The 14,235-nt window shown below is 33.3% G+C and carries 18 protein-coding genes, 1 tRNA gene and 1 pseudogene; 10 read left to right on the top strand and 10 right to left on the bottom strand.

Annotation, left to right across the window (positions count from 1 at the left end):
• Nucleotides 1-8: 8 nt before the first annotated feature.
• Nucleotides 9-575: a TetR/AcrR family transcriptional regulator gene (locus IGJ53_RS05525; protein WP_010732336.1), complete on the bottom strand. Its 567-nt coding sequence runs from the start codon at nt 573-575 to the stop codon at nt 9-11.
• A gap of 255 nt (nt 576-830) precedes the next feature.
• On the opposite strand from IGJ53_RS05525, the gene IGJ53_RS05520 reads away from it, so the two are divergent.
• A complete protein-coding gene (locus tag IGJ53_RS05520) occupies nt 831-2,162 on the top strand; it encodes a DUF1576 domain-containing protein (protein ID WP_259741568.1) in 1,332 nt (443 codons plus the stop codon).
• Nucleotides 2,128-2,481 (top strand): hypothetical protein, encoded by a 354-nt coding sequence (locus IGJ53_RS05515; protein WP_002338851.1) that lies wholly within the window; start codon nt 2,128-2,130, stop codon nt 2,479-2,481. The genes IGJ53_RS05520 and IGJ53_RS05515 overlap by 35 nt, the downstream gene beginning before the upstream one ends.
• Before the next feature lie 89 nt (nt 2,482-2,570).
• On the opposite strand, the gene IGJ53_RS05510 is transcribed toward IGJ53_RS05515, so the two are convergent.
• Nucleotides 2,571-2,990 carry a cupin domain-containing protein gene (locus IGJ53_RS05510; RefSeq protein ID WP_010732335.1) on the bottom strand — a complete coding sequence of 140 codons (420 nt, stop codon included), beginning with the start codon at nt 2,988-2,990 and terminating at the stop codon, nt 2,571-2,573.
• Complete coding sequence (locus tag IGJ53_RS05505; RefSeq protein WP_010732334.1) at nt 2,991-3,335, bottom strand: carboxymuconolactone decarboxylase family protein; 345 nt, start codon at nt 3,333-3,335, stop codon at nt 2,991-2,993.
• Between the two features lie 371 nt (nt 3,336-3,706).
• Between IGJ53_RS05505 and IGJ53_RS05500 the strand changes: the two genes are divergently transcribed.
• Together IGJ53_RS05500 and IGJ53_RS05495 are read left to right on the top strand one after the other, a co-directional pair.
• A complete protein-coding gene (locus tag IGJ53_RS05500) occupies nt 3,707-4,303 on the top strand; it encodes a TVP38/TMEM64 family protein (protein WP_010732333.1) in 597 nt (198 codons plus the stop codon).
• 126 nt (nt 4,304-4,429) lie between these two features.
• Nucleotides 4,430-6,229, top strand: coding sequence for a glycerophosphoryl diester phosphodiesterase membrane domain-containing protein (locus IGJ53_RS05495; protein WP_438749733.1), 1,800 nt, complete (start codon nt 4,430-4,432; stop codon nt 6,227-6,229).
• A gap of 277 nt (nt 6,230-6,506) precedes the next feature.
• On the opposite strand, the gene IGJ53_RS05490 is transcribed toward IGJ53_RS05495, so the two are convergent.
• On the bottom strand, nt 6,507-6,719 hold the full coding sequence (locus IGJ53_RS05490) for a hypothetical protein (RefSeq protein WP_002329372.1): 213 nt from the start codon (nt 6,717-6,719) through the stop codon (nt 6,507-6,509).
• A 447-nt stretch (nt 6,720-7,166) separates the two neighbouring features.
• Between IGJ53_RS05490 and IGJ53_RS05485 the strand changes: the two genes are divergently transcribed.
• A complete protein-coding gene (locus IGJ53_RS05485) occupies nt 7,167-7,316 on the top strand; it encodes a hypothetical protein (RefSeq protein WP_002293931.1) in 150 nt (49 codons plus the stop codon).
• Between the two features lie 270 nt (nt 7,317-7,586).
• A complete protein-coding gene (locus IGJ53_RS05480; protein WP_002308846.1) occupies nt 7,587-7,973 on the top strand; it encodes a YxeA family protein in 387 nt (128 codons plus the stop codon).
• A gap of 520 nt (nt 7,974-8,493) precedes the next feature.
• On the opposite strand, the gene IGJ53_RS05475 is transcribed toward IGJ53_RS05480, so the two are convergent.
• Complete coding sequence (locus IGJ53_RS05475) at nt 8,494-8,811, bottom strand: SdpI family protein (RefSeq protein ID WP_259741566.1); 318 nt, start codon at nt 8,809-8,811, stop codon at nt 8,494-8,496.
• Between the two features lie 96 nt (nt 8,812-8,907).
• Here IGJ53_RS05475 and IGJ53_RS05470 point away from each other — a divergent pair.
• Nucleotides 8,908-9,000: pseudogene (locus tag IGJ53_RS05470) on the top strand (DUF5960 family protein); the annotation flags it as partial.
• Between the two features lie 256 nt (nt 9,001-9,256).
• Here IGJ53_RS05470 and IGJ53_RS05465 read toward each other — a convergent pair.
• The 3 genes from IGJ53_RS05465 to IGJ53_RS05455 are packed head-to-tail and all read right to left on the bottom strand — an operon-like array spanning nt 9,257 to nt 10,699.
• A complete protein-coding gene (locus IGJ53_RS05465; RefSeq protein ID WP_060789855.1) occupies nt 9,257-9,664 on the bottom strand; it encodes a protein-export chaperone SecB in 408 nt (135 codons plus the stop codon).
• Between the two features lie 11 nt (nt 9,665-9,675).
• Nucleotides 9,676-10,143 carry a hypothetical protein gene (locus tag IGJ53_RS05460; protein ID WP_259741565.1) on the bottom strand — a complete coding sequence of 156 codons (468 nt, stop codon included), beginning with the start codon at nt 10,141-10,143 and terminating at the stop codon, nt 9,676-9,678.
• A gap of 1 nt (nt 10,144) precedes the next feature.
• Nucleotides 10,145-10,699 (bottom strand): hypothetical protein, encoded by a 555-nt coding sequence (locus IGJ53_RS05455; RefSeq protein ID WP_104853563.1) that lies wholly within the window; start codon nt 10,697-10,699, stop codon nt 10,145-10,147.
• Nucleotides 10,700-11,007: 308 nt separating this feature from the next.
• Here IGJ53_RS05455 and IGJ53_RS05450 point away from each other — a divergent pair, with 308 nt between their 5' ends.
• Both IGJ53_RS05450 and IGJ53_RS05445 read left to right on the top strand, forming a co-directional pair.
• The gene (locus IGJ53_RS05450) at nt 11,008-11,310 is read left to right on the top strand and encodes a DUF5960 family protein (protein WP_259741563.1); all 303 of its coding nucleotides are present in this window, start codon (nt 11,008-11,010) and stop codon (nt 11,308-11,310) included.
• A gap of 436 nt (nt 11,311-11,746) precedes the next feature.
• Entirely contained in the window at nt 11,747-11,929 is a 183-nt protein-coding gene (locus tag IGJ53_RS05445; protein WP_259741562.1) for a hypothetical protein, read from the top strand.
• 17 nt (nt 11,930-11,946) lie between these two features.
• Here IGJ53_RS05445 and IGJ53_RS05440 read toward each other — a convergent pair.
• Both IGJ53_RS05440 and IGJ53_RS05435 read right to left on the bottom strand, forming a co-directional pair.
• Nucleotides 11,947-12,005: transfer RNA gene (locus IGJ53_RS05440), tRNA-OTHER, on the bottom strand.
• Between the two features lie 423 nt (nt 12,006-12,428).
• Complete coding sequence (locus tag IGJ53_RS05435; protein WP_002342557.1) at nt 12,429-12,626, bottom strand: cold-shock protein; 198 nt, start codon at nt 12,624-12,626, stop codon at nt 12,429-12,431.
• A 356-nt stretch (nt 12,627-12,982) separates the two neighbouring features.
• Between IGJ53_RS05435 and IGJ53_RS05430 the strand changes: the two genes are divergently transcribed.
• Nucleotides 12,983-14,215 carry a Fic family protein gene (locus tag IGJ53_RS05430; RefSeq protein WP_259741560.1) on the top strand — a complete coding sequence of 411 codons (1,233 nt, stop codon included), beginning with the start codon at nt 12,983-12,985 and terminating at the stop codon, nt 14,213-14,215.
• Nucleotides 14,216-14,235 lie beyond the last annotated feature (20 nt).

Raw genomic sequence — 14,235 nt, 5'->3', positions numbered from 1 at the left:
ATAGAACACTATCTGATTGTTTCAGGATTATCTAGTGCTAAAATCGAGTCAATTGTCCGTTTGATCAGTGCGATGATTTGTTCTTCTGTTGGATGCATGATGTTTGATGACATCAATGATGCTAAGCCAGTCACCGCTACCCATGTACCAGTATGCAAGGCATCGATATAATCATCCGATAATTTATTGTATCTTTCATCTTCTTTGACTATTTCACGGAAATAGTTGTAAGAAAAATCATGCATTTTCTTTCCGTCCCCATGTTCATCAATGTACAATGCCATGTAAAGACTATGATGTTTCTTTGCAAAGTAGATATAGTTCAAACCGAGATCAATGATTTTATCACCCGTGCGCTCAATAGGGAAAACATCTTCTTTTAGTTGTTCAAAGATTGAATCCAATAACGTATTTTTCAAATCTTCCATGTTTTTGAATTCCAGATAAATTGGCTGAGTCGAAATCCCCATCTTTTTCGCAATGTTTCTCGCAGTAAATCCTTTAAACCCTTCCTTTGCAACAACATCATAAGCAGCTTTTAGAATTTGATCCTTGGTATAGACTTTTCTTCTCATTAAAACTCCCCCACTTCTTTACTGCAGTATATGTTGTTTTATTGTACCCTATTTTTAGTATTTTTTGCAAACATTTTACTCAAAACGTTATATTTTAAATTTTTTTCTCAGTCTTCTTTAACTTTTTTTGCAAAATTAAAAAAATTTGGTTAAATTTACTGGGTTCCCTTACATTTTTAGTTTTAACCTAAATGATAGTTGACCAAATCTTTCATTTCAAGTTATAGTTAAAGAAAACGAAAAAGAAGGTGTGTAATGGAAAACGAAACTGACGTTATTTATATTCATCCTCAAAAAAGAATCGTTTCACAGAAAAGAAAATATTTTTATCTTAGTTTTACAGGTGCTTTTTTTCTTTTTATTGGCTTAGTTTCTGGTACACCTGCTGCTAATTGGAGTGGACTACTGACTATTCTTACCTCGCCAAGCAATCTTCTGACAGATTATTTTGCTTTGGGTGGTTTTGGAAGCGCATTTATAAACGTTGGGATCTTGACCTTACTTTCTGTGCTTTTGGCTTACCGGCAAAAGGTGATTTTAAATGGCCCCTTATTCGCTTCGATTTTAACAGTTACCGGTTTTTCTTTTTTTGGCAAAAACCTTTATAATTCGATCTCGATCATTTTAGGTGTATACCTGTATGCTGTATTTGTCAATAAACATTTTTCTCAGTATATTATGATAGGACTGTTCGGCAGCGCATTGTCGCCGGTCGTTAGTTACATTACTTTTGGTATGCGCTTTCCTTTGCTAGTAGGTGTACTACTGGGCAATTTGGCCGGTATAGCAATTGGTCTTCTTCTTCCGCCATTAGCTGCTCAAACTTTAGTTTTCCATCGCGGGTTCACGCTTTATAATATTGGATTTACCTCAGGCTTGATTGCCATGGCTTTTACTGCTGTTTTGCGATTGTTCAGCTACTCGATCGTCGAGAATACATTGGTTTCCAATGAATACCATTCCCCTCTCGTCTGGATCATTTTCGGCTTTTTTTTGCTGACAGTCGGTTTTGGTTTCTATTATAATTCCTTTCGACTTTCGGGTATTCGAGAGATTTTCGATTCATCTGGAAAACTGACAACTGATTTCATTGCTAATTCTGGTATCGGTGCTACTTTGATCAACATGGGGCTAGTTGGTCTAATGCTTTCTTCTTATGTTTTGCTGGTTGGTGGTAAGTTAAATGGTCCTGTCATCGGTGCTATTTTATCTGCGGTTGGTTTCAGTGCTTTTGGTTGTCATTTAAAAAACAGTTTTCCGATACTAGTCGGAATCTTTCTTGCTTCTTTGTTTGGGACGTTTCATGAGATCACCAGCACCGGCATGCTCGTTGCCGCTGTGTTTGGGACAGGTCTCGCGCCCATAAGCGGTTTTTACGGCAGTTTTTACGGTGTAATAGCTGGTATGTTACATATTGCTCTTGTCCATAACGTCAGCACTTTGCACGGAGGACTCAATTTATATAACAGTGGTTTTTCAACTGGATTCGTTGCAGGTATCCTTGTACCGATACTAGATAACTTTACTGCTGTCAGAAAGGAAAAAAAGACACTTGGAAAAAGAATTATCAAAAAGAATCATCGATGAGCTTCTTACTTATCTATATTCCCACGAAATAACTGAAATACGTATTGGCGTAGAATTTGCTGAGGAGGGACTTTTCATAGAAATACAGGGCACAACAGAAACTCAGCCAGAAGATCTAGATGTACTTGCTGATTTGCTGAACAATCCACGAGACCCTAGCATGGAAATCTACTATCAGGAGCTATTAGGTAATCCTCGACATGATCGGGAAGATTATCATCTGCTAGGTAGTTTGATTGACGATGTGGAAATCATGTATGCCCAGCCGATTATCAATATCAAGATTTTCCGGCGTGCTTCTCCTCGCCCCTATTATTAGCCTATTTTACAAAACAGCTTCATCCACCTAAAACAGCTCCTGAAAGTTCGATTAAAAATCTACTTTTAGGAGCTGTTCTAAGCTTGATATTATTGATTTTCCAATCCTTCGTATAGTTCATCTGTTACAGGTTCTAAAAACTCTGAATTACCAGCAGTGATCGCCAAATGTTCAAACCAACTGTCTTTTGTCGCACCATGCCAATGTTTAATCCCTTTGTGCGTTACGACGACATCTCCAGCCATTAATCGTCTTGCTGGCTTTCCTTCTTCCTGATACCAGCCTTCTCCTCCGGTCACAAGTAAGATTTGATAGCCGTCTGTATGGACATGCCAGTGATTGCGACAGCCTGGTTCGAAAGTTACATTACCTACACCAACAGAAACTTCGGGATCGTTTACTAACATATTCAGATAGCTTTGCCCGGTAAATACTTGAGCGTATGCTTCGTTTTTTTCACCTGCTGGAAAAATCACGCCTTTTTGTATTTCTTCGTGTTTTGTCATCATTTACGCCTCTTTCTTATCTTCGCTATTTTCTTCTAGATAGATTTCTTTTGCTAAACTAAAAGCCGACCAAGCTTTTGGCCACCCTACATAAAAAGCTAAATGGGTAATGATTTCTGCTATTTCTTCACTAGTAATGCCATTTTGCTTGCCAATTTTCAGGTGAGCCGGCAATTGTTCAAAATTCCCTCCTGAGATTAAAGCAGATAGGGTGATGATACTACGCTGATGAGGAGATAATTCTTCTCTTGACCATACTTGTCCAAATAAAACATCGTCATTCAATTCTGCAAATTTTGGTGCAAACTCCCCCAATTGATCTCTTCCTGCGGTTTGTTTTTCTGCCATTTTTTTATTTCCTCCGTTCGTGATTGCTAGGTGATTCAAACACTGTTCTTAAATAACATCATTATCTATTGTTTCTTCGCATTTTATTTTAAGCCCCATTTTTTAACCTGTCCAATGCTTAGTTTATTCCATCAGTATGCTTTCCAAGCATAATTGTTAACGTTTTCTATCTTTTTTCTATTTTTTGAAAAAACAAGATATTAAATAAGTCTTTAGTTGGATGTTTTTTTGAGATTATTCTTTTATACTTATAATGAACGTATGATGAACTTACAAAATTGTTTGTTTTCTGTCATCTTAAAAAGTGGCGCAGACAGTTGCTTTTCTAGTAAAGTATAGATATCAAAGAACCTCTAAGGAGTTGATGAATAATGAATGTTGCTGCCTCTCGAAAACTGATAAATTTCATTTCCATTATCGGATTAGGTCTATCAATCGCGCTGACGATTTATTTTATTAATTTAGGTGTTTTCAAAGATTTGAATGCTTTAAGAGGATTAGTAGGTGATTCGATCATTTTAGGTCCGGTCATTTTTATCTTCATCCAAATCTTGCAAGTGGTTATTCCAATCATTCCTGGAGGAATCAGCACTGCAGCGGGTGTCCTGATATTTGGTCCTTATGCTGGCTTTATTTACAATTATGTTGGAATCTGTATTGGTTCGATTATTATCTTTCTTCTAGGACGACGTTACGGAAAACCATTCATTCTTTCCATGATCAGCGATAAGACCTATAACAAATACATTGGCTGGTTAGACAATCAAAACCGCTTTGAGAAGCTGTTTGCTCTAGCTATTTTTCTTCCGGTTGCTCCGGACGATGCGTTATGTTTGATGGCTGGATTGACAAACATTTCAGTGAAACGATATACACTGATTATTTTGATTGCTAAACCACTATCGATTTTCTTATATAGTATGGCTTTGATTTATGGAGGACAATATCTAAGTGGTCTTCTTGGTTAATATTTATTTTGCAAAATCAGTTATTGATTGATTACCAATGTTAATTCTGGGAAAGGGTCTGCAAGATACATTGCGCCCTTTCCTTTTTCATTGGATTTGCGCTACAATGTGAAAGTAGGTGATAGGATGAATTATTTGAAACGTAGCTTAGGCAACGCGTGGGATTTTTTGAAAGGAACACAAGCTTATTTCCGTGATGTCTTGCTGATGCATGGCTTTATTTTATTTATTTGTTTACCCTTATTGAGCAGTACGACTCGTTTTATTTTGCACCGAGGAGCAATTGACTATTTGTCTTATGACAATATTCCTTTGATTTTCTCTCAGCATCCTGGAGTTCTGCTGTCGTTAATCGCCGTTTTACTGACGATTTTACTATTGGTTTATTTCGAATTTACATTTCTTTTGATGAGCGTCTTTTTTATTAAAAAGAAAGAACCGGTTTCTTTAAAGCAGCTCTTGCACTTGACGATACTTCAACTGAAAAAAGTGAGACCTATTACTTTTTTGTTTTTTCTTGCTTATTTTTTATTGATTCTACCGATCAGCGGGTTAAGTTTCAATTCTGATTTACTGTCAAAAATAAAAATTCCTGCTTTTATCATGGATTTTATTTTTGCTAACCGCTGGATCGTCGTCAGTTCCTTTTTACTCGTTTACATTTTTCTTGGCTATATTGGGATTCGTTTGATTTTCGCTTTACCTGAAATGATTTTACGAGATCGACCTTTTCGAGCATCCATTCGAGAAAGCTGGTTGCTGACCAAATCACGTCTTTTTGCCATCATGGGGCAATTTATCGTGATTGGCGGTACGATTTTACTTCTTTCTTCTTTGGGATATATCGTTGTTATTTTGGCACAAAGTGTTGTTGAAGAATTTTTCCCAAATTACGCATTGATCAGCGCTGTATTTGCGATGACGCTTTTACAAGGAATTTTATTATTCAATATCGTGATGTCTACTGTAGGAATTTTTTATATCATCGTTGATTTCATGGATGACGAAGGGTTCTTACCAGAGATTCCCAAGTGGTTTACGCCTCAAACACCCAACGCGCGTTTATCTGCGCTGAAAAACACTGGTTTGACCCTTTTTGCAGTTTTTTTCGGTATTGGCGTTTGTCTTTACAATATGGATTATCTGACTTCAGCAGTCCAAACAAAACCAGTGACTGTATCTCACAGAGGTGTAAGTACGCAAAATGGGGCGCAAAATACTTTAGAAGCACTTGAAAAAACAAGCAGAGACTATCATCCTGATTATATAGAGATGGATGTGCAGGAAACAAAAGATGGCCGTTTCGTAGTGATGCATGATGCGAATCTTCGTCACTTAACAGGGGTAAATCGAACACCACAGGATTTGACATTGAAAGAATTGACAAATCTTACGGTTACTGAAAATGGGTTCCAAGCCCCTGTGTGTTCTTTTGATTCTTATTTAGAAAAAGCGCATGAATTGAACCAAAAATTACTTATTGAGATCAAGACCTCTAAAAAAGATTCGGATGACCTGGTCGAACGATTTGTTCAGAAATACCGCAAAGCGATCTTAGAGAATCATCATATTTTGCAAAGTTTGACGTACCAAACTGTTTCTGATTTAAAAGAAGCAGAACCAAACTTTTATGTGGGCTATATCTTGCCTTTCAATATCGTTGGACCTCCTATGACGCCTGCTGATTTTTTGACAATGGAGTATAGTACGATCAATCGTAACTTCATTAATTCTGCCCATCAAGATGGAAAAAAAGTATATGTATGGACAATCAACGATTCAGATGCTATGAGTCGCATGATGTTTTATGGTGTGGATGGTATCATAACCGATGAGATGGGACTACTAAATGAAAGTGTGAAACAAACAGATGAAGAAATCACTTATTCAGACAAGCTACTAAATTTTGTTTTGGGTGTTGGCTAATCAAAAATAGTTGATGAAATAAGCCTTTATACAACAAAAAACGCATGACCTGCTATCGCAGGTATATGCGTTTTTTGTTTGACATTCATAACGTGTCCTTAACTTTCTCTTGATTCCTTCATCGCACGAACAATAGCTAAAATAGCAGGAATTGCAGAGATCACTGCAAGAATAATTCCCATTTTCCCTGAACTTTTTCTTTTTGGCATATCTTCTCGCTCCCTTCTGTCTTTATTTATATTATAAGGGAGTTCTTGCGAATTCTCAAAAATACTGTTTAAGAAACCAATTCAGCAGGTGCACTAATATCACAGAATTTTACGAGCATGCGGTACTTGCTTTCATGGATGATTGGATGGTCTCGTTGGTCATAACTTTCAACATACACGACAGCCGTGTTGTTATATGTACGTTCAATACAGCCGATTAGTTCGTGAGATACGCCAATCGGTTTGCATATATAAGTTCTTCCTACTTCTGCTTTTACCATTTCATTCCCTCTTTTCTTTGTTTTTCTTTATTTTATAATAACAAATCTCCCTCCATTTGAAAACGTTTTATTTCGCTTTTTTATTTTTATTTGATTTATTTTTTACTTTTTAGATAACTATTTTCTTATCATAATTCTAGATGTTGTGACAAAAACGTTTGTTTATATTCCTATGTTGTTCGTGTGTTCTTTTCATTATCCTGCTAAATTATTTACAGGGGGTGAGCATATGATCTATATCCAAGCAATAGTCTTTGTAACGTTGATGGTTGGGCTACTTATTGGCTTGAAAGAAAACAGCTGATTGGTTTAAGAAAAAGTAAACAAGAAAAGTGATAAATGCTTTTTAATTGCATGAAAAAACGGACAATGCTAAACTTGTTATAGGTTCGAAAGTTTAAAGGAAACTTTCAAGAACTGAATTACATTACAAAGGAGATGAATTTTATGACGTTTACAAAAACAAATATGCAATACCGCGTAGCCTTTGATACAACTTCTAACCGTTTTATGGCGATTGATGCACAAAACGAAAATAACGTTGCGTTTGGTATTACAATTGAACAAGCAGTCCGAGCATTAAATGAATCTAGATAAGGAGTGACCCATTCCAAATGGCGACTGATGAGATCTCGGAAAATCAATAAAAGACGTTTGTAACGGTGATCCGCGACAGACGTCTTTTTGTATTTTTTACATACATTTGGTCATTATATCTGTCATTGCCTCTTGACCTAAATAAAAATATAAGTTTTAATATCAATTATCGTCGCTTTTTATGACAATATTGTTAGCTGTTTCGATGATGATATTTTGTTATGATCTGTATAATATTCTATAGAATAAAAATAAAAAAGGAGAATTTTCATGAAAAAAATTTTAGGGTTGATTGTTATCGTATTGATTGCTTTTATAGGTTGGAAAGGCTGGGACTACTATCAGTCTACTTATGTAGGAAAAGATTATTATGCAGTAATCAAAGCACCAATGCCTGCAGAAACTGATATTAAAGCAGATAATGGAGAAGTAATTGGAAAAGGGTTTAAATATAACGTAGATGCGTATGCTGAAAACGGTGAAAAAAGACAATTGGATTTTGATGTCATTACTTCTGGCGACTCTGCTAATGGTTCTGCTTATCCTGAAGGAACGATCTTGCAGTTGAAAGCAAGCGAAAAGCGAATTATAGAGAAAAAAGTAATCACTAGCGATAAAGTACCTTCATCTGTAAAAGACAAATTAGGGCTATCTTAAGATTAAGAAACTATCGTAAAAAAGCACTCGATTTAAGTGCTTTTTTGTTTGTCGATTTTAGAAAACAAAAAAATAGAATTGGTCTTCGAAGTCACTTTCCTGTTCTTCCAGTCCTTAACCAAAGAACAAGGCAATGAATCGATTCCCATACAAACAAGGGGCTGTGACAAAATTCTTGTCACAGCCCCCTTTTTCCGAATAAACGGTGCTAATATGTGTTAAGTACCTAAATGGGTACCAGTTTTCATTTTGAAGCGAACATGTTTCTATCACTGATTTTTTAAAACTAGTGAAAAACCCTTATCTTACAGGCGTTCGTTCAATTCTTTAGCAAGATCTTCAAAGCCTGGTTTGCCTAGAAGGGCGAACATGTTTTTCTTATATCATGTATACATTTATTACTTTTTTTCTCTTTTATACCGTTAGAAAACGCCGAAATATCAGTATTTTATCTATCTCTTGCTTTTTCCATCTTTTCTAATTTTTAATATCACTATCACCAAAGCTATCACTAGTTTTTCTATTTTTTACTTCTTTTCTTCTCTCCGAACACTAGAAACAGTTGTGTAATAATTGCAGCAATAATGATTCCAATAATAGATATTGAATTTGAGGTGGAAACATCTATAACATTCAAAGAATAAAGTGTTGAAGAAAGTAAACTGATTAAAACAATTCCTCCATAAAAAATAGTTTGTGAATATACCCAATCTTTTTTAGAAGACAGACTTCGTTTAGTTCTAAAACCTATACCTGCATTTCTACTCCTATCAAAAATCCATATATTCAGAAGTAATAATATCGCTACTATTAAGATAAAATTACTATAAAAAAGCAAAATCTTCCCTCCTAATTAAATATTTAAATACCCAAAAAATTACGTTTAGATAATACCATAGCTACGTTTTTTCTTGTGATATTTCTCGTAAAAAGATATTTTAGAAGCATTATCGTTACAGTGCATAGTTACCATCGGTGTTATGACTATATAAAGTATACTTTCGTTGATCCAGAAAGATACAAATAAAAAGCCACTCATTTAAGTGACAATGAAAAATAAACATTGATTTGTATGATATCCTTCAAAAAATTCTAGCACATAACTAACTTAATTACTATATGTACCTTGTAGGCAAGAGGTTTCCTTAAACAGTGCAACCATGTTAGTTTAACAATATGTCTGCGCTGTTTTTTTATTTTATGCCACGAAAATACCACAAAACTATTTTTTATTTTAAATAAATAAAAAGCTACCTTCTTTTATAAAAAGTAGCTAATAAATATCATTTATTATCAAAAGTTTCATAGAATCCTTTTGTATTAACAGAAGGTAAAACGATTGCTTTATCAGAATCTAGAGTAGTCAACATAGAAGCAAATGTTCGAACATAAGGATAAACAATCGCTAAACCATTAATGCTCAAGTATTGATAAGCTTCCTCTTCATTTTTTATATCAAGGCTTAAATCAAAAAAACCCGTGACTTCTATTTCTAATTCTCTAGAATTTCTAGGATCTATTACTGACAACTTAACAACTACAAGGCCTTTTGTTTGTTCGTCATTAATACCACATTCAACAACATTTTTTATTTCAACCTCAGACATATCATCTCTGTCACTAAAATCTATGCTTTTATAATTAATTTTTTCAACTTTATATCCATTAAATTCAATTATTGGTTTATTCATAGTTACCTCTTTTAACTAGCTAATACAAGTTTTTTCTGTGCACCGGCAGTCTGAACTCTTCTTAATCCCTTATTAGGATAGCTATTTTTATTAATATTTGTTGTTACAAATGAACTACTACTTATTTTTTTTGTTTTCTTCGTAAATCCACTATATTTGGTTATTTTTTGAGCTATTTCAATTTTCTCACAAGTACTAGAACCTTGAGTATTGTTCTTTAGCTCCTGATAAAGATTTCGCGTATCCTCAGATAGATTTTTTAATGAACTGAATTTAACATTTTCATTTGCAACTACGTACTGAGTATACTGAAAATCATAATTTTTGTCATCTTTTTCAAAGTAACCTATCAAAGAATCAAATGATGTGATTTTTTTACTTTCTCCATGACCAACAGTTACCCCAGGAGTATCTGAATCAAAATTTATAGAAACGTTTAATTTTTGAGCGATACTATTTAACTTCTTCTTATCTAACATATTAAACGACCTCTTTCTTCGTGACATTGGAAAAATTGATTGAATCTACATCATAAATACAAAACTGCTCACCATGATTTTCAATACCTAAATAACTTAAATTATCATTTCTCGACTTATTAGTAAAAGTATATTTAGCAGCTTTTATCTCATAATATTCTACATAAAAATCTAAAATCATACACATGGCTTTATGTTTATTATCAGAATTAATTTCAGTCCCAATTTCTTTCAGTTCTTCAATAAATTCATCTAACTTCATCCTATCTGTTCTACTGTCTAAGTTCAAATAGTCTGCTTTATCAACCGTATAATTTAATTCAAATACAACTTCATTAGTATTTTCGTGTAGTGGCGTTTCACCTGTTTTTCTTAAAAATTTATTTTTACACAAACCAGCCCATATTTTGGCTTGTTCAAAATCATCTACATAAAAATAAACACCATTACCGAGCCAGTGATCTTCTCTTTTGTTAAAACAAAACTTTTGACTTGATATGATTGATTCTGCATATTCTTTTATAGTTCCATGATGTAAACAGAAACTTCTTTCCATTACTATACCAACTTTTTATGCTTTATCTAAATTACATATTTTTTTCTGTATGTTTATGTTAGCACACTTTTGTGTACTATCATACAAAAATGTACTTATTCTTAATGAATTTGTATTTATTTTTTAATTAAATTGTTACCACTGTATTTTTCGTTACTATTTCGTAACATTTTATATCTTATGCATCGCCCCTCAACGAGGAGCTATTTTTTATCGTTCCGGAATCGTCAATACATATTCAGGAAAATCTATTTTAAGGTTTACAAAAAGAACATTAGTTCGTATACTCTTTTCAAGGTGAACTTTATATGTTAATGGAAGGAAAAACACAATTATGGTTTAAATTTGATCCTTCGAATAGATTTATCAAAGATTTTTATAAAGTATGGGATTCAGAAGTTTTCTTTTTAGCAATCGAAGATAGCTTATTAATCAATCTCTACTATTCTAATAAGAACTATTTCAAAATTCCTGCTGCAAAAACTAGAATGAAGAAAGATGTATATTTTTTGTTTGATATCGTGACTGACGTGACTGACGCACGGAGCGATCATCGGCGTTATGACTATATAAAGTATACTTTCGTTGATCCAGAAAGATACAAAGATTAAAAAATATTTCAAAGTTCTGCGTATATGTATTATGAAGCCCTATTTTTCGGGCTTTTTGTGTTTTTATATGGGAAAAGTGTTGATAAATTATACTATCGATAGTATAATATAAATATAGTTAAGGAGGTGAAAAACGTGAGACTTGATGAAATAGGAAAAGCCGTCGCTATCGTTTTAGGAATTCTTCAATCCGCTAAGATACTAAAAGAATTACTAAAAGATGACGACGACTGACGAGAGAGCCGTAAGGCTTCTCTCCCTTTCCATCAGTTTATCACGTCAATTATGAAAAGAAAAGCATATCTTATTACATTACTACTGATTGTTTTAATTGGATTAGGATTGTTGATATTCAATGTTATTAACTGGTTAACCTACTTTATCATACTACTAGTTGTCGGAGCTTTGACACAAATTGAAAAAAGGAGAAATCAGAATGACAGAAAATAAACAAACTGAAGCAAACAAAAAATGGCAAGAAAAAAATCGTGATCATGCTCGTTATTTACGGAATCGCAGCACCGCTCGGTCATTTATTCGGAAACAAGCTACCGCTGAAGATTTACAAGAGTTAGAAAAATTAATAGAAGAACGAAAAAAAGACCTCGGTCGACACTAGTCGGCTAAGGTCTTTTATGTACCCTGTAGGACTCGAACCTACGACTGGACGGTTTAACCAACTGAGCTAAAGGTACGAGAAGCCATCACAACTCCTGCAAACAAAAAGAATGGACATAGACTAGATAATAATGGGTTTCATTCTTCATGTTGTGATGGCATATTTATTATTACACATTTAATAGCAAAAAACTAGATTGTACTTATTCTTTGTAAAAGATATTATTTTATGCTATTATTTCCAAGTCATAAAAAGAAAAAAGCTTCAGATACTTATCTTTTTGGGGAAAGACTCTAGGGTGAGGGAGTATCTGAAGCTTTTTTCTATGTTCATTATCTCACATGGTTATTTTTTAGTCTATTATTTGCTTAATTTTTTATATTATAATAATTTTATTTGCTCCTTAATTAGTAACGAACTACTCTAAATTGCTAGCAATAATTACGGTATCTAGCTTAAAATAAAAAAACACCTCAAATGAGGTGTTTAAAGTTCAACATTATTTTACAATATTTACTGCTTGAGGACCACGTTGACCATCTTCAATATCATAAGAAACTGCTTGGCCTTCATCTAAAGACTTGAAGCCTTCTCCCTGGATCGCTGAGAAATGTGCAAATACGTCATTTCCATCTTCTCCAGTGATAAATCCAAAACCTTTGTCTGAGTTAAACCATTTTACTGTACCGTTATTCATATATATTTCCTCCTGATACGTATATAATACGTGTTTTGTTGCAATTAATATTACTTGGTAAAAGGAGTTTTTATAGTGTGAATATATCGCTCAGATTACGTTTCAAATTAGATTACTTATTTACTATAACACGAATGCAATGGTAACACAAGGATAACTTATCGATATACATCTAAAAAACAAATTACATTATTTTGTGTTTTAATATAATTAATAAAATACTCTTATATGCGTTGTACCTTTGTCTTTCGTCCAATCATTTTTAAAAAAAGGCGTATTTTATTTACTTATGTATTATATATATGATATATTTTTAAAAAATAGTTTTTTTACATTTTTGAAAGGGGTATTGTTAAGTGGAATATAAAAAATTAAGAATATTATCTTATAATAGAGAAATTGATATAGAAGAAGAATTCAAAAAACGTGTTTCTTCATATACTACTATACGTACTGGACTTGAAATCATTCCTTTTTTAAATGAACAAAAAGTAACGGATAAAAAATTTGAACTTTTCTACTTACCATTGCAACGCATGTCTAACAAGGCTGAACGAATTAAGTATAACTCTGATGATTTGAGAACTCTTAGCAACAGACTACCCGGAGTAGCCGAAACTAAAATTTTTCTTTCTACTATGATTAACGAAATACAAAGTACTAACGAGACAGAAGGAGTAGAAAGTACAAAACGCGAAATTGGAAAAGCTATAATAAATAGGAATGATAAAATAAATAATAAAGAGAAAAGACGTTTTGAAGGTATCGTTAATATGTACTTAAATTTAAATGAAAAAAACTTTGAATTTATAAAAGAGCCAAAAGACTTTCGCAATATATATAATGCTTTGTTTGAAGATGAAAGCGATATTGGTGATTGGCCTGATGGAAAACTATTTCGTCATGATCAAGTGGAGTTAAAAGACAATGAAAAAATTATACATCGTGGCTTAACTACAGAAGAAGAAATATATTCTGCTTGTGATAGATTAATTGCCTTCATGAACAATAAAGACATACCTTATTTAGAAAAGTGCTTCATTAGCCATTATTATTTTGAATATGTGCATCCTTTTTATGATGGAAACGGCAGAATGGGTCGTTTTTTAATATCTTCTTATTTAGCTAGAAAGCTAGATCCTTATACAGGACTTTCTGTTTCTAACGCAGTCAATAATAATAAACCAAAATACTATAAAGCTTTTGAAGAAGTTTCACATCCAAGGAACATGGGAGAAATGACTCATTTCATAGATGACATGATGGATTTAATTATTTCAGGTCAAGAAAAGTCTTTAGTCGATTTGAAAGAAGCTGATATAAAAATGAAATTTGTAAGTCAATATCTTAAAGAATTGTCTGACGTGGATGAAGATCAAAAGAAAATACTATTCGTTTTAATACAAGATTACCTTTTTAGTATGTTCGGATCAATGGATGATGAAGAAGTTAGCGTAGCAGTTGAGTTATCCCGCTACAAACTAAAAACTAAGCTGGAGCAGTTAGTTAAATTAGGATTAGTTGAAAAAATAAAATATTCTCCTTCTAAACACAAGATATCAGCAAAAGTTATTGAAGATATTTCTTAGTTTCTTATGTACCGCCCCTC

This window comes from Enterococcus sp. DIV1283b (assembly GCF_051710965.1).
Taxonomy (GTDB): Bacteria; Bacillota; Bacilli; order Lactobacillales; family Enterococcaceae; genus Enterococcus_B; species Enterococcus_B lactis.
This window is presented reverse-complemented; position numbering and strand designations above follow the sequence as displayed.